The organism is Rhodocaloribacter litoris (assembly GCF_011682235.2).
Lineage (GTDB): Bacteria > Bacteroidota > Rhodothermia > Rhodothermales > ISCAR-4553 > Rhodocaloribacter > Rhodocaloribacter litoris.
In genome coordinates this window covers 3,099,776-3,117,607 of sequence record NZ_CP076718.1, presented here as the reverse complement: position 1 = coordinate 3,117,607, position 17,832 = coordinate 3,099,776, and the positions used below count along the sequence as shown (strand labels likewise).

Here is a 17,832-nt window from a genome sequence, read left to right as displayed (position 1 = left end):
TACCCGGTTACCCGTCCCTCCGGCAGCGGCGTACGGTGGTTGAACGTTGAACGTTGAACGTTAAACGTTCGACGTGGCCGCGATGCGTTCCTGGAAGTACTGGAGCGTGCGACGCAGGCCCTCGGCGCGATCCACGCGGGGCATCCAGCCGAGCACCTCGCGCGCCCGGCTGATGTCCGGCTGGCGCACCTTGGGGTCGTCCTGGGGCAGCGGTTTGAAGACGATCTCGCTCCGGCTGCCGGTCAGGCGGACGACCTCCCGGGCGAAGTCGAGGATCGAGATCTCGTCCGGGTTGCCGATGTTGACCGGCTCGACGCAGTCGCTCATCAGCAGGCGGTAGATGCCCTCGACGAGGTCGTCGATGTACTGGAAGGAGCGGGTCTGGCTGCCGTCGCCGAAGACGGTGATCGGCTCGCCGCGCAGGGCCTGCGCCATGAACGTGGGCAGGGCGCGGCCGTCGTCGAGGCGCATGCGGGGGCCGTACGTGTTATGCGCACAGACCCCGTTGCCGGCTACAAAGTTTTCATAGCCTTCTACACTGAAATCGTATACGTACGGCGTTGCTTCGATGGGCTCAATGGAAAGCACCCTGGCCCAGACCAGATCTCCCAGACGCGTCGCGTTCAGGCGTTGCGTAACACCTCGATCCCACTCCAGGATGTTGAAATTGGAAAGCTCACAGACCGTAACACGCCAGAATGGATACCGTCGCCCCGGTCGTTTCTTGATTGTGCTTTCGTACTGCCCGACCGAGGCTACAATGCCAAAACGCAGGAGCAGGTAAGTCAGATCGGTTGCAAGCCCTTCACTGGCCGTATTGAAGGCCAGCTCCCGCACTTCAGGATAACGGCTGTGGGTTCCGTCACCTTCCCGATAGCCCTCCAGAAAGTACTTGACCCGTTTCAGTGGAAGCTGAAGAATCCAGGCGGGCAGGCGCAGGCTTCTGGAAGGAGCTGCTACCTGAAAAACTTCGTGGAACAGCTCATAGAGCAGCCGCCCATCGGCGTACAGCGCAGGCGACCGCCCCGATTGCGCTGCAATCCGACGCGGACGAATCCCCAGGTGCGTCTCCAGAATGTGCGCGGCCCGATCCAGCAGCCGTTCCTCCGAGCTGATCATAATCCGATAGGTGCCCTTCCGGGCAAACGCATGCCCTTCCGCTACAAACAATCCCAGCAGCCAGAGCAAATCGTCCGTAATCGGGATGTGGATGGGAAGCGCGGTACTACGCCCCGCCGTATACAGACGGATACGGCCATCTTCCGGCCACGTCAGTTTTCCGGCATGCCGGAGCGCAGCCGCCACATAGAGCGGCAGATAGGCACCTTTCAGGTACCTACGATAGGCACAGCCGGCTGTATTCCGGGCGGAGCGGCTACCCTGAAAGTGGCCGCTGCGCAGCAACACGTCCAGAATAAACGAACGCTCACGGGCAATCACCGTCCGCAGCGAGGGCGCCTGAAGGGCATAGCGCCAGCGTTCCGATGCCGCTCGCGTACGAATCAGATATTCGGCCAGATTGATCGCAGTCCGGTCCTGTTCCACGACGGGTAGCCTGGCCGGAATGGCAATATCATCTCCAACCTTTAGCTCACGTACGGGCACGGCTTCGGGCAAGCCATCGGCGCCACGTCGGAATACGCTGTGGTCGCCCGTTACGCGAATGGCCCGTCCGTATCGGGTTCGGATGCAGTAAGCATCCTTGTTCCACGACGGGTGCTTGATGAAAGCCCGGGCCAACCGAAGCTCCATGCGATAGGTGCGTGGATTGAAAGCCGGGACATAAATGCGACGTGGCACAACCAGACGCTCCTGCTCAACCGATTTTGCATAGTCTTCCACCGCTTCGACGTGCATCGCCTCATCGTTGAAAAGCACCACCGTCTCGTCGGCCATGATGCTGTTAAAAATGCGCACGATGCGCGTCTCGACGCCGTGGTAGCGGTGGTAGGCCATCGTCATGGCCTCGGCGAAGCGTTTGGCCTCGTCGTAGACGCCCCGGAGGCCGACCGGGTTGACGTTGCCCCAGTAGGTTTCGGGCTGGGGATGGATGAGGGGGTCGCCGTAGACCTCGCTCGTGGAGGCCAGCAGGAAGCGCGCCCCCTTTGCCTTCGAGAGCCCGAGGGCCTTGTGCGTGCCGAGCGCCCCCACCTTGAGCGTCTGGATCGGGTACTTCAGGTAGTCGATGGGGGAAGCCGGGCTGGCAAAGTGCAGCACGTAGTCGAGCGGTCCCTCGACGTAGATGTAGTTCGTCACGTCGTGCTGCACGAAGCGGAACCGCTCGTGGCCGATCAGGTGGGCGATGTTGTCCGGCGAGCCGGTGATGAAGTTGTCCATGCAGATGACCTCGTGGCCTTCTGCCAGGAACCGATCACAGAGATGGGATCCGATGAAGCCGGCTCCGCCGGTGATGAGGGTACGCGGCACGGGGTTCAGGCTTTTCCGTTGATGGAGACCGGGTTGGCGACCGGCGCGTAGTGGGGCCGGCCGATGCTGTAGTAGTCGAAACCGCCCTCGGCCATGCGCACGGGGTCATAGAGGTTCCGCCCGTCGAAGATGACCGGTTGCTTGAGCAGAAGGCGCATCCGGTCGAAATCGGGACGGCGGAACTCGTTCCATTCGGTACAGATGACGAGGGCATCGGCGCCCTGCAGCGCGGCGTAGTCGTCCTCGGCGTAGGAGACGACGTCGCCCAGCACGGCGCGGGTCGTCTCGATGGCTTCGGGGTCGAAGGCGACGACCTCGGCCCCGTGTTCGAGCAGGCCGCGGATGACCACGTGCGAGGGCGCCTCGCGCACGTCGTCCGTGTTCGGCTTGAAGGCCAGCCCCCAGACGGCGATCCGGCGGCCCGTCAGGTCGCCCCCGAAGTAGTCCACGACGCGGTCGACGAGCAGGCGGCGCTGCCGGTCGTTGACGCGGAGGACGGCCTCGAGGATCTCGAAATCGTAGCCGTATGCCTGGGCCGTGCGGGCCAGGGCCTGCACGTCCTTGGGGAAACAGCTGCCGCCGAAGCCGATGCCGGCGTAGAGGAAGTGCTTGCCGATGCGGCTGTCGAGCCCGATGCCGATGCGGATCTTGTCCACGTTGGCCCCGACGCGGTCGCACACGTTGGCCACCTCGTTCATGAACGTGATCTTGGTGGCCAGGAAGGCGTTGGCGGCGTACTTGGTCATCTCCGCCGAGCGCTCGTCCATGACCAGGATCGGGTTGCCCTGCCGGACGAACGGCTCGTAGAGCTGCGTCATGATCTCGGCGGCACGGCGGCTGCCGGTGCCGATGATGACCCGTTCGGGCTTCATGAAGTCCTCGACGGCCACCCCCTCGCGCAGGAATTCGGGGTTGGAGACGACGTCGAAGTGCTGCCCGGCTTTCAGGCCGGCCGCTTCCAGGACGGCGCGCACCCGCTCGGCCGTGCCCACCGGCACCGTGCTCTTGTTGACGAGGATGCGGTAGCGGGAAGCCTCCTCGGCGGCCAGCAACCGGCCGATGTCCTCCGCCACGCCGAGCACGTAGGACAGGTCCGCCGACCCGTCCTCGCCCGGCGGCGTCGGCAGCGCCAGAAAGATCACCTCGCTCGTGGCGACGGCCTCAGCCAGGTCGGTGGTGAAACGCAGGCGCCGCTCGCGCAGGCCTCGCTCGAAGAAGAGTTCGAGGCCCGGCTCGAAGATGGTCAGCTTGCCGGAGCGCAGGCGCTCGATCTTCGCCGCGTCGATGTCGACACAGACCACTTCGTTCCCCATTTCGGCGAAGCACGTACCCGTCACCAGGCCCACGTAGCCGGTTCCAATGATGGCAATTTTCATCTCAATCTGAATCTCAGTTGGTAAAGTAAAGTGATCCCGTTAAAGAAGCGGAACGCCCGGGGTTCCATTTTCCGGGTTACCGGACAGCCAGGCAGGCGCTTGCCAACTCCATGCCCGGTTTGCCCGGCCTGCGATCCGGGGCGGGCCGGCGGCCTTCAGCGAACCACCGGCGCCGGGCCCTGCCCGCCGTCGTGCCGGCCCTAGCGGGAAATCCGCTCGATCGCCAGTGCCACCGTTCCAAGAGCGGCGACGATGGGGAAGACGTCCTTCCAGATGATCTTCGGTTTCAGGATGGTCTCCATCACCAGCACGTCCCCTTCCTGCAGGACGGGGTTCTCGTCGAAGATCAGCACTTCGTTGCGCATCGAGGTCGAAAAGACGGTGCTGCGTGTCCCCCCCGCGTCGCGGATGAGCCGGATGGTGATGGTGCGGTTGGCCTGCAGGCTGGCGTTCGTGGCGAGGTCCGGCCCGCCGGCAAGCGAGATCAGGGTACTGAGCCGCGTGTTCCGGGGGACCTCGTAGAGGCCGGGATTGCGCACGGACCCCCAGACGTTGACGAGCATGGTCACGTCGCCCGGCTCGGCGTAGTTGTAGTAGGCTGCGGGAGAAAAGCGGGAGCGTTCAAACTCGGTCAGCTGCTGGGCCTGCACCGGCCACAGGCTGCCGGAGGCCAGCAGGAGCGCAAACAGGACGAAACGTGTCATAGGGCATGCGGTAAGGAGGGAGGGAGAAAAGGGCAACCAATCTGCAGGGGTCAGAGGCGGGCGGCGGCCTGTTCGGTCTCGCCGTAATGATACCCGTAGCCGTAGCCGTATCCATAGCCGTATCCGTAGGCGGCGCGGGCATCGAACCGGTTCAGCACCACGCCCGTGACCCGGGCCCCGACCCCCTGCAGGGCCTCGAGGCTGTGTTCGAGGGCGTGCCAGGGCGTCTCGTTGGCCGAGACGACCACCACCGTGGCGTCGCACTGGTTGGAGAGCAGCAGCGCGTCGGTCACCGCCAGCACCGGCGGCGTGTCGATGATGATCATGTCGAACTCCTGCCGGAGGCGGGCCAGGAGGTCGCGCATCTTCTTGGAGCCGAGCACTTCGGCGGGGTTGGGCACGGGACGCCCCGTGGGAATCGCATAGAGGTCGTCGACGCCGGTGGCGAAGCGTTCCAGCCCGGCGGCGGCCGGCTCGAAGAGCAGGTCCACGAGGCCGGGTTCGCGGGCGAGGCCGAGCACCTTGTGGCCGGTAGGCCGGCGCATGTCCGCGTCCAGGTAGAGGGTGCGCCGCCCGGCCTGCGCCATGGTGACGGCCAGGTTGACCGAGGTGACGGTCTTGCCGTCGCCGGGGCCGGAACTGGTGACCATGACGACCTGCACCGTGGCATCGGGCTGGCTGAACTGGATGTTGGTGCGCAGGCGCCGGTAGCCCTCCGAGGCCGGCGAGAGCGGGTTCAGCAGCGTGATCAGGCTGGTGCTGTAGGTGCGCCCCTCGACCGTGATCCGCTCCCGCCCGTTGAAATCCGTCTTGATCAGGCGCGACAGGTCCGGCACGACGCCGACGACGCTGAGCCCGCGCTTGCGCAGGTCTTCCGGCTTGCGCACCTTGTTGTCGAGCGCGGTGCGCAGGAACGCCACGCCGACCCCCACGAACAGGCCCAGCAGCGCACCCAGCATGAGGTTCAGGGGCACCCGCGGGCTTACCGGCTCTTCCGGCGGCACGGCGTGGTCGATCACCTCCACGTAGCCCAGTTCGGACTGCTCGGCGATCTTGGCCTCCTGGAGCTTTTCAAAGATGTGGGTTGCCAGCTGCATGCTGCTCTGCATCTCCCGCTGCAACCGCGAAAGGACGAGGGCCTTGTTGGGAATCTCGTTGAACCGGCGTTCGTAGCCGGCGAGCACCTGCTCCAGCACGGACAGGCGGGCCCGGGCACCGGTGAGGGTGACCCGCTTTTCCAGGATCTGCTGCTGCAACTCGGTGACCTGTTTGAACACGCCTTCCGCCCCGCCCCCGAGCAGGGACGTGCCGGCGAGGGCATCCGAGGTGAAACGCGCCACCCGCTCGGACAGCTTCTGCCTCCAGTCCGCGAGCTGCGTCAGCCACAGCTGCACCTCCGGGTCACCCGCGGGATCCCGGCGCAGCTGGGGGTTCTTCGAATACTTCTCTTCCAGCCGGATCTCGAGGTCGGTGATGCGCTGCTGCAGCGCGGCAATGGCGGCATCGTCGTTCGAGGCCAGGCGCCGCGTCAGTTCGGGGTTGATGCGGCTGAGTTCGTTCTCGAGGGCCTCCAGTTCGGCCTGGGCCGTCTGCAGGGTAAAGCGCGTGCGATCCCGCTCGGCACTCCAGAGCATGATCTGCTCAAGCAATTGCTCACCCTCGATGCTCGGATCGACGACACCCGTCTCTTCGATGTACTGCAGGATGTTCTGCTCGGCCCTGCCCAGCAGGCTGTCGAAGCGGGCGGCCTGCGCGGCCAGGAAGTCCGCCGAGGCCCGCATCCGCGCCCGGCTGGAGGTCTGGTTGTAGGCGACGTACTCGTCCGCATACAGGTTGGCGATCAGCACGGCCTCCTCGGGCTGCGTACTCCGGGCCGTGATGACGACCAGATCCACCTCGTCCGTGGCCGGCTTCACGGAGAGGTAATCCTCCCGCAGGCGCTGGCTCACCTCCAGCAACGTCAGCGGCTCTTCCTCCTCATCCACCTCGAGGATGCTCAACAGGGTCCCCGTCTCCGGATTGACCCGCTGCCGCATCAGATGCTCCGCCACCCGCGTGGCGATCATGCGGGACTTGATGATCTCGATCTCGTTGAGAATATTCCGGTTGACGAGGCTCAGCCCCAGCAACTCGTTCAGCTGGGAGTTCGACCCCTGCGTGTTCACGAACAGGGTGCTGGACGCCTCATACTCGCGCGGCGTCAGAAAGGTATAGAGGGCGGAAAGCGTCAGGAAAAGAAGGAAGCAGGCCAGGATGATCCACTTGCCCTTGAGGAGGATCTCGAAAACCTCCTGCAGGGAGATCTCGTCGTCCTCGAACGCCTCGGGGCGCGGGTGGGCGAGGGCGCCGTTGGTTCCGTTGCGCACGGCTCCGGTGCCTCGATGCCCTCTATAACCGCTGTGCTCCAGCATGTCCTTTTACGTCACGGCCTCGATCCTACGATAGCACTACAGGCCCTTTTAAAAACCGTGCCGGTGGCTCATACAGGCGAAAGGCAAACGACACGCGCCCTACATTCACCGCGCAAAATATGAAATTCCTTCCCGGAAAACACGCGGCGCTTTCTGTAGCGGCGAGCAGGGGAAAGATACGTCACCGGCCCGTGAACCCGGCATCCGTCACGGAAAAAACGGATTCGCCCCACACAACCGGCACAGTTTGCCGCCCGGCGGCACAAGCTGCCCCCTGGCCCTGAAAGAAAGACACCGTCCGGAATCCTATATTCCGTTTCACGGACAACCGAACAGGGTCCCGCGAGTTTTTGTTTCACCCTCCGGTCCACCTTTCCGACTTTTTGCCTTGCGTCGTCTCCCGCTATCGCGTCCCGACCTTGGCCCGCAGGAGCGGCGGCGTCTCCTGGCGGTGCTGGCCTCCGGCCGGCTGTCGCTGGGCCCGTGCCTGCGCGAGTTCGAGGAGCGCATGGCCCGGCTGTGTGGCGTGCGGCACGCCGTCGCCGTCAGCAGCGGAACGGCGGCGCTGCACCTGATCGTCCGGGGCCTGGGTCTAGGACCGGGCGACGAGGTCGTTACGACCCCTTTCAGCTTCGTCGCCTCCTCGAACGCCCTGCTCTACGAGGGTATCCGGCCGGTCTTCGTCGACATCGACCCGGCGACGTTCAACCTGGACGTGGGCCGCGTCGAAGACGCGATCACCCCGCGCACGCGGGCCATCCTGGCCGTCGACGTCTTCGGCCTGCCGGTGGACTGGCCCGCCCTCACCGGGCTGGCCGGGCGGCACGACCTGCTTCTGATCGACGATGCCTGTGAGGCCCTCGGCGCCTCGGTGGGCGGCCGCCCGGTAGGGAGCTGGGGCGCGGCCGCCGCGTTCGGTTTCTATCCAAACAAACAGATCACGACGGGAGAAGGCGGATGCATCACCACGGATGACGACGTCCTGGCTGCCCGATGCCGCTCGATGCGCAACCACGGGCGAGACGACGACGCGGTGATGGCGCACGTGCGCCTCGGCTACAACTACCGGATGAGCGAGCTGGCGGCCGCGCTCGGATGCGCCCAGCTCGAACGCCTGCCGGATCTGCTCGCACGTCGCGCCGCGCTGGCTCGGTGCTATGCCGAGGCGCTGGCACCCCTCACCGACGACCTGATCCTGCCCGCCGACCCGCCCGGCACGGTGCGGAGCTGGTTCGTCTACGTCGTCCGCCTGCGCGACCACTTCGCCCCGGAGGCCCGGGATCTGCTCATGGCACGGCTGCGGGCCCGCGGCATCGCATGCGCCCCGTATTTTCCGGCCATCCACCTGCAACCCTACTACCGCGAGCGCTTCGGCTTCCGTCCCGGCACCTTTCCGGCCTGCGAGGCCGCCTCGGCCCGCACCCTGGCCCTCCCTTTCTTCACCCGCCTGCCGGACGAGGCCCCCGCCCGCGTGGCCGGCGCCCTCGAAGCCTGCCTGTCCGGCCTGCCCCGCGGGCGGGTATCCGTCCACCCGAACCTGCCCGCCTCATGAACACCGCCCGCCCTCCACGCGCGTACACGCTCGTCAAGCGCCTGCTGGACGTGCTCGGCGCGGCGCTCCTGCTGCTGCTGCTCGCCCCGGTACTGGTGGTGGTGGCGTGGCTGATTTTTCTGGAAGACGGTTCCCCCGTCCTTTTCCGGCAGCGGCGGATCGGGCGGCACGGCCGTCCTTTCCGGCTGCTCAAGTTCCGCACGCTGCGCCGGAAGCGGCACGACCCGACCCGTCCCGCCGAAGTGGTCACGCACGTAGGGCGTTTTCTCCGGCGCTGGGGTGTGGACGAGCTTCCACAGCTCTGGAACGTGCTCCGGGGCGAGATGAGCCTCGTCGGTCCCCGCCCGGCCCTGCCCGAGCAGGTGGCCCGCTACGGCCCCTTCGAGCGGCAGCGCCTGGCCGTTCGCCCCGGCCTGACCGGCTGGGCCCAGATCCACGGGCGCAACGCCCTGCCCTGGCCCGAGCGCATCCGCCTGGACGTCTGGTACGTCACCCACCAGAACCTCGGGCTCGACCTGCGCATTCTCCTGCGCACCCCCGGCCTCCTGCTCTCCGGCCGGGGCGTCTACGGACCGGCCGGCCGGAACGAGGATTTTCCTCCTTCTACCTGCGAAGCCATGCCCCCTCCGGGTGCCCCTGGCATCGCCACAGCGCCGAACCGGCTGTGATGGAACCTCTGGTCATTGTCGGAGCCGGCGGTTTCGGGCGCGAGACCGCCGCGCTCGTGGAAGCCATCAACCGGCACACACCAGCCTGGACCTTACAGGGGTTCGTGGACGACGACCCGGCGCTGGCCGGCCAGTCCCGCCTCGGCTACCCCCTCCTCGGCGACGTGGACTGGCTGCTCCGCCAGGAAGGCCTGCACTACGTGCTGGCCGTCGGCAACCCGCAGATCCGCCGCCGCCTCGCCCGACGACTGGCCGGAGCCCCCCTCTCGCCAGCCCGGCTGGTCCACCCGGAGGCTTCGGTGCATCCTTCCTCGTCCCTGGGAGCAGGCAGCATCATCTGCCGGGGCGTGACCGTGACGGTCGACGCACGCATCGGCACGCACGTCCTCCTCAACCTGCACAGCACCGTCGGGCATGATGCGATCCTGGGAGACTACACCACGGTCCACCCCGGCGTCCACGTTTCCGGGCATGCGCGGACGGGTGCGGCCGTCGAACTCGGCACGGGATGTGTCCTGTTGCCGGGTGTGCACGTCGGCGACGAGACGCGCGTTGGCGCCGGTGCCGTGGTCGTGCGCGACCTGCCGGAAAACATCACGGCCGTCGGCGTCCCGGCCCGTCCGATCTCCCATTGACCTGCGCCTGCCACCCATGCACCTCGCCGTCTTCTTCCAGTATTACCACAACCCGGACTGCCCGCTCGGCGGGCGGCACTACGCCTTCATCCGGGAATGGGCGCAGCGGCATACGATCACCCTCATCACCACACGCCTGTGGCAGGACCGGCGCCTCTCCCACCGGTTCGACTGGGTGCCGGAGGGCGTCGTGCTGCACGCGCTCGACGTGCCCTACGACAACACGATGGAGGCCGGGCGCCGCACCCTCGCCTTCGCCCGGTATGCGGCGAAGGCGGTGGTCCGGGGCCTCTCGATCCCGCGCCCCGACGTCATCCTGGGATCCTCGACCCCGCTGACGGCGGCCTGGGCGGCGGCTACCGTCGCCCGCCTGCGCGGCATCCCCTGGGTCTTCGAGGTACGCGACCTCTGGCCGGACTTTCCCGTGCAGATGGGGGCCATCCGCTCGCCCCGGCTGCGGCAACGCCTCTACGCGATGGAGCGCCGCCTGTACGACGCGGCGGCCCACGTCGTCACCCTCTCCCCGGACATGGCCGGGCACGTCCGCGCCTGCGGGGTGCCGCCCGGCCGGGTGACCACGATCCACCAGGGCACCGACTTCGACCTGCTCGACGCCTGGACGGACGAAGACCTTGCCGCGCTGCGTCGCGCGCACGGCCTCGAAGGACGACGCGTGGTCCTCTATGCCGGGTCCTTCGGGCGGGCCAACGACCTGCCGGCACTCCTGGAGGCCGCCGCCCGCCTCGCCCCCCGGGACGACCTGCGCTTCGTCTTCACCGGGCACGGCTATCACGCGGACGACGTGGCGGCCGCCGCCCGGCGCCACGGGCACCTGCTCCACCTGCCGCCCCAGCCCCGCCACCGCATGCTCGGCTGGTTTCGACTGGCCGACCTCTCCGTCGTATCTTTCCTGGACCGGCCCGTGCTCGCGGCCAACGCTCCGGCCAAGCTCTGCGACAGCCTGGGCGCCGCCACACCGGTCATCGTCACCAACCCGGGCTGGACGAAGCGCCTCGTCGAGGAACACGGGTGCGGGTGGTACGCCCCGCCCTCGGACCCCGCCGCGCTCGCCCGAACGATCGAGACGGCCCTGGCCGACCCCGCCGCCCTGGCCGAGGCGGGCCGCCGGGGCCGCACGGTCGCCCGCAACCTGTTCGACCGCACGGCGCTCGCCCGGCAGTTCGAAACCCTCCTCGCGCACACCGTCCAGACTTCCCCGTACCGCGCGCCGGAATCGCCCGAACACGGACCATGACTCCACGTACAACGTGCGCACGGATCGGTTGAGCGCAAAGGCGTACCTTGCCGGTGTCCCCGGTGTCCCGCAAAGCGCCGGTCGCCGGAACCGTCGAAACCCGAAACCGCGCCATCGGTCTATGGCCTTCTCGTCTTCCCGTCGCCTCGCCGGCATCCTGGCGTTCCTCCTGGCCGATGCGGCCCTGCTTTACCTGGCCTTCGTGGGCGCACTCAAGCTACGGCTGAACGACTGGTATCTTTTCCCCCTCGCCCCGCCGTGGCGGACCACGCTGCTGCTGACCCTGCCCGTCTACCTGACGGCCCTCGGGTTGAGCGGGCTGTACCGCGTCCCCCTGCGGGCGATGCACCTGGATACCTTTCTGAAGACCGCCGCGGGCCTGTTCATCGGCTGGGCGGCATCGCTGACGCTGATCTACCTCGTCGATCCGGACCAGATACCGCCGCGCAGCGTGACGGCCGCCCACTGCATGTTCGCCATCATCGGCGTGCTCGGCCTGCGGGCGGTGCTGCGCTACGTCGCCGAGCGCGGCCACCGCCCCCGCCCCCCCCACCCGGCCGCCCCGCCCCCCCGGATCTACGAGACCCTGCTGGACCGCCCGTCAATCGAGATCGACCGCACGGCGCTGAGCGACTACCTCGCCGGCCGCACCGTGCTCGTGACCGGGGCCGGCGGCTCGGTGGGCTCGGAACTGGTACGCCAGCTGATCACCCTGCGCCCCTTCCGGCTGGTTCTCGTCGACGTGAGCGAGTACAACCTCTTCCAGCTCGAGAACGCGCTGCGCGGGCAGCCTTTCGAGGGCGACCTGCTCTTCCGCATCGCCGACGTGCGGGACGAACCGATGATGCGCACCCTCTTCGCCTCGCTCCGCCCGGACGTCGTCTTCCATGCCGCCGCCTACAAGCACGTGCCCCTCATGGAACGCCATCCCGTCGAGGCCTTTCGCAACAACACCCTGGCCACGCTGGCCCTGGTGCAGCTGTGCGAGACCTACCGCACGGAACAGTTCGTCTTCATCTCGACCGACAAGGCCGTTGCCCCGTCCAGCGTGCTGGGGGCCACGAAACGCCTGGCCGAATGGTACGTGCGCACCGTCCGGAAGCCGATGACCTGCAAGACGGTGCGTTTCGGCAACGTGCTCGGCAGCCAGGGCAGCGTCGCCCCCCGCTTCGCCGAACAGATCGCCGCCGGGGGGCCGGTGACCGTCACCCACCCGGACATGGACCGCTACTTCATGACGGCCCGGGAGGCGGCCTGCCTGATCCTGCAAACCCTCCTGCTCGACGAGGCCCCCGTCTTTGCCCTGCAGATGGGCGAGCCGATCCGCATCGTCGACCTGGCCCGCCGCATGATCCGGCAGCTCAACCCGAACCCCGGCCGTCCCATCGACATCGTCTTCACGGGGATCCGCCCCGGCGAAAAGCTTCACGAGCAGCTCTTCGCCGACGACGAGGTCCCCGTCCCGACGCCGCACCCCCGCATCATCGGCCTGCGCAGCCCGGCCCCGTTCAGCCGCCCGGAACTCGACACCTACTTCGCCTATCTCCAGCACCTGGCCGAAGAGAACCAGACCGAGGTCCTGCGCAAGGCCCTCTTTCAGGATTCGCTGCAACCCGTCGCCCACGACGAGCCGCTTCGCTGAACCCACAGGGGCAAAAATACGTTCGGGAGTTGACCGGCACCCGCCGGGGACGATACCCTCTGCATCACCGGGCACCCCGGTCGCTTTCACCACCGCGCCATGATCCTGCCTCCCGCACCGGATGCTCCCGCGGCGGGCGCCCGCCGCTTCCCCCGGCCCGCAGCCCATCGGGAACCCGCCCGCACCGCACACCGTGCGGTGCTACGCGGCCTGTGGTATGCGGGGCTCTGGTTGCTGGCGGCAGCCGCCGGCCCGGCCGCCCGGGCGCAGACCGACGCCTTCGACCCCGCCTGGTACCATCCCGACCGGCCCTACCTCAAGGTCGGTGTCGTGGAAGACGGGGTCTACCGGTTGACGGGACAGGACCTCGCAGCGGCAGGCCTTTCCCTGGCCGGCATCGACCCGGCGACGTTTCGGCTCTTTGAGAACGGCCGGGAGGTGCCGCTCCACTACGAAGGCACCGCCGGAACCATGCAGCCCGGCGACTTCCTGGCCTTCGTGGGCCGCCGCAACCGGGGCGACGACGAGGCATGGGCCTACAACTACGAGGACACGTTCCAGAGCAGCACCTTCTTCAGCCTCTACACGGACACGACCTACTACTGGCTGACCTGGAACGGACCGCCCGGCCTGCGCTACGCCACACCCGGGGCGACGGGCGGGCTCGCACGCACCACCGCCCGGGACACCCTGCACCTCGAAGAAGACGCGCTCTACTTCTTCGGCGACCCCTTTGCCACGGGCAACCCGCTCTACACCCGCGGCGAGGGCTACTACTGGGATCGGTTCGCGCACACCTCGGGCAACCCGATCACCCGCACGTACGACGCCATCCTGACCGCCCCCGCCCCCGGCACCCCCGACACCCTCCGGGTGCGCGTGCAACTCAACGCCGAGACCAGCACACCGCACCGCGTGATCCTCAGCCTGCGCCTGCGTGAGGGCTCGACGACCACGTTCGTCCCCGTCGACACGGCCTCCTGGAGCGGAACGGCCTTCGCCACGCTCACGGCGTCCGTCCCGCAGGACCGCCTCCCCGCCGACGGCAACCTCGCCGTCCGGCTCACCTCCACCAACGACTTCGACAACACCCCCGTCAACCGGGTGCTGCTGGACTGGATCGAGGTTGTCTACACCCGCTCGCTGACGGCTTCGGCGAACCGCCTGTCGTTTGCCGTGCCGGAAGGGGGGACTTACCGTTTCACGCTGTCGGGGTTCTCGGACGGGCCCGTATGGGTGTTCGCCCCCGCGCACGGTGCCGCCTTCGCACGCACGGCGGCCGGGGGGAGCGTCACGGTGGAGGATGCCCCGCCGGGGGCGGCCCGCTACTGGGCCGTGGGAGCGACGGGCTTCCGAACCCCGGCCCGGCTGCACCCGGACACGCCCAGCGACTGGGCCAACCCCGCCAGCGAAGCCGACTACGTGATCGTCACGACCCCGGTCCTGTGGGCCTCGGCGGAAGCCCTGGCCGCCTACCGCAGCGGGCCGGAGGGCGGCAACCACACCGTCGTGATCGTCGATGTGCAGGACGTCTTCGACCAGTTCGACTACGGCCGGCCGACTCCCCTGGCCCTGCGCCGTTTCGTCCGCACCACACAGGCGTGGGCCACGCCCCCCCGCTTCCTCGTCCTCTGGGGGGACGCCCTTTACCCGAACCGCACCCGCCCCCGACCGGGCTGGGAAGTGCCCTCCTTCGGCCACGCCGCCTCGGACGGCTGGTTCGCCATGCAGCAGGACGGCCTCGACGACTACACCGAACGGCTGGCCGTCGGCCGCCTGCCCCTGCGCGACAACGACACCGGCTTCCTGTTCGTCGAAAAGCTCGCCCACTACGAGAGCCGGCCCCTGGCGGCCTGGCAAAAACGGGCCCTGTTCCTCGTCGGCGGCACCAGCGCCCTCGAACAGAGCACCCTCCAGAGTTTCGCCCTCGAATGGAGCCGGACGGTCCACCACACCCCCGCCGCCCTGGACACGCTCCACTTCTTCAAGAACGCAAGCGAGCCGCTCGACCCCACGTTCCGGGACTCGCTCCAGGTGGCCTTCCGCAACGGCGCCTCCTGGGTGACGTACTTCGGTCACTCGGCGGCGCAGACCTGGGAGATCGTCACCGCCCCGCCCCGCACCTTCGACAATGCCGACCGCCTCCCGGTGGTCCTCTCGCTCGGATGCTTCACCGGTGACTTCGCCACCGGCACCGGTGCCGGTAGCGACCTGCTCAGCTTCAGCGAGCAACTCGTCCTCGAGACGCGCAACGGCAGCATCGCCCACTGGGGCGCCTCCTCCAGCGGCACCATCCTGGCCTCGGCCCAGCTCAGCGACGAGATCCACCGCAGCGTCTTCGTGGACACGCTCCGCACGCTCGGCCTCGCCCTCCAGGAAGCCAAGCGCCGGTACAGCCTCACCCGCCGGGACCCGCTCGCCGTCAAGCATGTGCTGCAGTACGGCCTCATCGGCGACCCGGCCACGCGCCTGTCCCTGCCCACCCGCCCCGACTTCACCCTCACCCCGGCCGCCCTGCTCGTCACGCCCGAGGCTCCCATCCCGGCCGACTCGGCGCTGACCGTCACCGTCCGTGCCCGCAACTACGGCCTCCTCCCGGCCGACAGCGTGGACCTCGAACTGCTGCACACCGCGCCCGGCGGCGCCACGACCCGGCACGTGCAGCGGCTGCCCCCCTTCGGCCTCGAACACGTCGCCGCCTTCACGATCCCCCTCGATGCCGACAGCCCCGGCGAGCACCGCCTCCGCGCGACGCTGGACCCGCCGGACGCCTACGCCGAGGAAGACGAAACCAACAACGTCGCCGAACGCACCCAGGTGGTGTTCTCGACCGGCCTCTCGCTCGTCGAGCCGGGTGCCTTCGGGCTGGTGCCCACCCCCTCCCCGACGCTGCGCGTGAGCCTGGCCGACCCGATGCCGCAACCCGTCCTCTTCCAGCTCGACGTCGCCCCCACGTTCGACACGCCCGCCCTGCGCGTACATCGTACCCCGCCGGCCCGCCTGGCGGCCACCTGGCAGCCGGACGGCCTCACCGACGGCACCACCTATTACTGGCGAGCCCGCATCGACCAGCCCGATCAGGCCGAAAACTGGAAGACGGGGATCCTCACCGTGGACACCGCGCTGGGCCAGACGGGATGGCTCCAGCAAGGCCCCCTCTTCCGGGAAAACACCCAGAGCCCCTTCCTCGAACACACCGGCACGGCCTGGCGGTTCAAAACCTACGCGATGGAGGTCAGCGCCGCCAGCTCCCGGGACGGCGGCCCCGAGGTGTACAACGGGCAGTTCGTGGTCAACAGCGAGCTCTACGAACGCAACCAGCTGGGCTTCGGCCTGCTCGTGCTCGACGGGGGCACCGGCGCCGTCCGGGGCCACGGCTCGATGCCCACCTATCCGAACAACTTCGAGGACCCGGCCGCCGCCTTCGCCGAGCTCCAGGCCGTGGCCGCCCTGGCCCGGCCGGGGGACTACGTGCTCGCCCGCACCCGACACAAGGGCAACCGGGACGGCGTCACCGTCATCCCGGACAGCGTCAAAGCCGTCTTCCGGGCCCTGGGCAGCACGGCCATCGACACACTCACGTACCGGCACCTCTGGATCATGATCTCCCGGGTCGATGATCCGGCCTTCACGCTCGAATGGGTGGCCCCGCCGGACGACGGCCGGCACGAGATCATGCAGGCCGTCGAGCTCACGTTCCGGTTCGGCGAGGGTACGACCCTCTCCCCGCCCATCGGCCCGGCCCAGGCATGGCACACGCTCGGCTGGGCGGCCGACACCGGAACGAGCGGTACGGTCCGCGTGGCCGTGCTCTCGGCCGACGGCGCCGAGGTGTTGATCGACGACCGGATGATCCCCGGTACGGTGGACCTTTCGGCCCTCGATGCCCGCCGCCATCCCTTCATCCGCCTGCGCGCCACGCTGGCCGACACCACCGCCCGGACCACCCCCCAGCTCACCCGCTGGTACGTCGGCTACGACGCCGTGCCCGAGCTCGCCCTCGACCCGGCCACGCTCACCCTCTCGGCCGACACCCTGCTCGAAGGCGCCCCCCTGGAGATCGGCGTGACGGCCCGCAACCTGAGCGCAACCCCCGCCGAAACGGCCCTGCTCGACTACCTCGTCATCGACCCTGCCAACGAGACCACCCGCGTCCATACCGACACCCTGCGCAACCTGGTCGAGGCCGCCTCCTCCACCTTCACCCTGCCGACACGCGGCCGGGTCGGAACCCACCGGCTCCAGCTCGTACTCCGGCAGCCCGAACGCCCCGAACAGGCCGTCTTCAACAACCTCCTGCGCACCCCCTTCGTCGTCCGCCGGGACGCCACCCCCCCCTCGTTCGACGTGCTCATCGACGGCATCGCCTACCCCCACGATCCCGACCCCGTCGTCAACCTGCAGGATCCGGCCCTCCCGTTCGTGCCCGCCCGCCCGACCATCGAGATCACCGTCCGCGACGACAACCCGTTCATCCCCCTTCAGGGCGACACCACCGTCGTCACCGTGACGCTCGACGACCGCCGCATCCCGTTCGACCGGCTCGCCGGCAAACGCAACGACAACGAGCTGCGCCTGCGTTTCCAGCCCGACTTCAGCGGCAGCGACTCCACCCACACGCTCGTCGTCCACGTCCGCGACGGCTCGGGCAACGAGGCCGAAGGCAGCCCCTACCAGGTGCACTTCCGCACGGCGACCGACCTGCGCATCGAACCGGTATACCCGTACCCCAACCCGATGAACAACTTCACCGTCTTCGCTTTTCGCCTCATCGGGCCCGATGCCGCACGCATCGAAGACTTCCGCCTCCGCCTCTACACGATCACCGGCCGGCTCCTCCGCGAGTTCGACCTGATCGAGAACCCGGCCCTGCTCGAGGGCGGCAGCCTGCGCATCGGGTGGAACAAGGTGCGGTGGGACGGCACCGACGCCGACGGCGACCCCGTGGCGACCGGCGTCTACCTCTACCGCGTCTTCGCCCGCACCCGCGACGGCGGCGACCTGCTCAACGAAGCCGCCCGGGTCGAAAAGGTCGTCGTGATTCGTTGAAAGACGTTGCCCCCGGCGGCATGCTTCTTGCGCGAGGCCGCAAACGAGGCCTTTTCCCAAGCGATTGTGCAGAAAACACTTATCGCAACACGGGAGCCCGTTCCGTCACGAAG

10 protein-coding genes and 1 pseudogene are annotated in these 17,832 nt (G+C 68.1%); 6 read left to right on the top strand and 5 right to left on the bottom strand.

The features are described 5' to 3' along the window. Nucleotides 1-60: 60 nt before the first annotated feature. The 5 genes and pseudogenes from GQ464_RS12970 to GQ464_RS12955 form a co-directional block, all read right to left on the bottom strand. Nucleotides 61-1,857, bottom strand: a complete 1,797-nt coding sequence (locus GQ464_RS12970; protein WP_166976310.1) for an LAGLIDADG family homing endonuclease — start codon at nucleotides 1,855-1,857, stop codon at nucleotides 61-63. A 42-nt stretch (nucleotides 1,858-1,899) separates the two neighbouring features. Then, nucleotides 1,900-2,436 (bottom strand): annotated as a pseudogene (locus GQ464_RS19235) (NAD-dependent epimerase/dehydratase family protein); the annotation flags it as partial. Beyond that, complete coding sequence (locus GQ464_RS12965) at nucleotides 2,433-3,803, bottom strand: UDP-glucose dehydrogenase family protein (protein WP_166976188.1); 1,371 nt, start codon at nucleotides 3,801-3,803, stop codon at nucleotides 2,433-2,435. The pseudogene GQ464_RS19235 and the gene GQ464_RS12965, both read right to left, overlap by 4 nt. 200 nt (nucleotides 3,804-4,003) lie before the next feature. Next, a complete protein-coding gene (locus tag GQ464_RS12960) occupies nucleotides 4,004-4,507 on the bottom strand; it encodes an SLBB domain-containing protein (protein ID WP_166976185.1) in 504 nt (167 codons plus the stop codon). Between the two features lie 50 nt (nucleotides 4,508-4,557). Beyond that, complete coding sequence (locus GQ464_RS12955; protein ID WP_228350277.1) at nucleotides 4,558-6,873, bottom strand: GumC family protein; 2,316 nt, start codon at nucleotides 6,871-6,873, stop codon at nucleotides 4,558-4,560. Nucleotides 6,874-7,306: 433 nt separating this feature from the next. Between GQ464_RS12955 and GQ464_RS12950 the strand changes: the two genes are divergently transcribed. The 6 genes from GQ464_RS12950 (at nucleotide 7,307) to GQ464_RS12925 (ending at nucleotide 17,719) form a co-directional block, all read left to right on the top strand. Further along, complete coding sequence (locus GQ464_RS12950) at nucleotides 7,307-8,470, top strand: DegT/DnrJ/EryC1/StrS family aminotransferase (protein ID WP_166976179.1); 1,164 nt, start codon at nucleotides 7,307-7,309, stop codon at nucleotides 8,468-8,470. Next, on the top strand, nucleotides 8,467-9,138 hold the full coding sequence (locus GQ464_RS12945; protein ID WP_166976176.1) for a sugar transferase: 672 nt from the start codon (nucleotides 8,467-8,469) through the stop codon (nucleotides 9,136-9,138). Before GQ464_RS12950 ends, GQ464_RS12945 begins: the two co-directional genes overlap by 4 nt. Next, nucleotides 9,138-9,773, top strand: coding sequence for an acetyltransferase (locus tag GQ464_RS12940; RefSeq protein WP_166976173.1), 636 nt, complete (start codon nucleotides 9,138-9,140; stop codon nucleotides 9,771-9,773). Before GQ464_RS12945 ends, GQ464_RS12940 begins: the two co-directional genes overlap by 1 nt. A gap of 16 nt (nucleotides 9,774-9,789) precedes the next feature. After that, entirely contained in the window at nucleotides 9,790-11,028 is a 1,239-nt protein-coding gene (locus tag GQ464_RS12935) for a glycosyltransferase family 4 protein (protein ID WP_166976170.1), read from the top strand. A gap of 121 nt (nucleotides 11,029-11,149) precedes the next feature. Beyond that, nucleotides 11,150-12,670, top strand: coding sequence for a polysaccharide biosynthesis protein (locus GQ464_RS12930; protein ID WP_166976167.1), 1,521 nt, complete (start codon nucleotides 11,150-11,152; stop codon nucleotides 12,668-12,670). 99 nt (nucleotides 12,671-12,769) lie between these two features. After that, nucleotides 12,770-17,719: a C25 family cysteine peptidase gene (locus GQ464_RS12925; protein WP_166976164.1), complete on the top strand. Its 4,950-nt coding sequence runs from the start codon at nucleotides 12,770-12,772 to the stop codon at nucleotides 17,717-17,719. Nucleotides 17,720-17,832 lie beyond the last annotated feature (113 nt).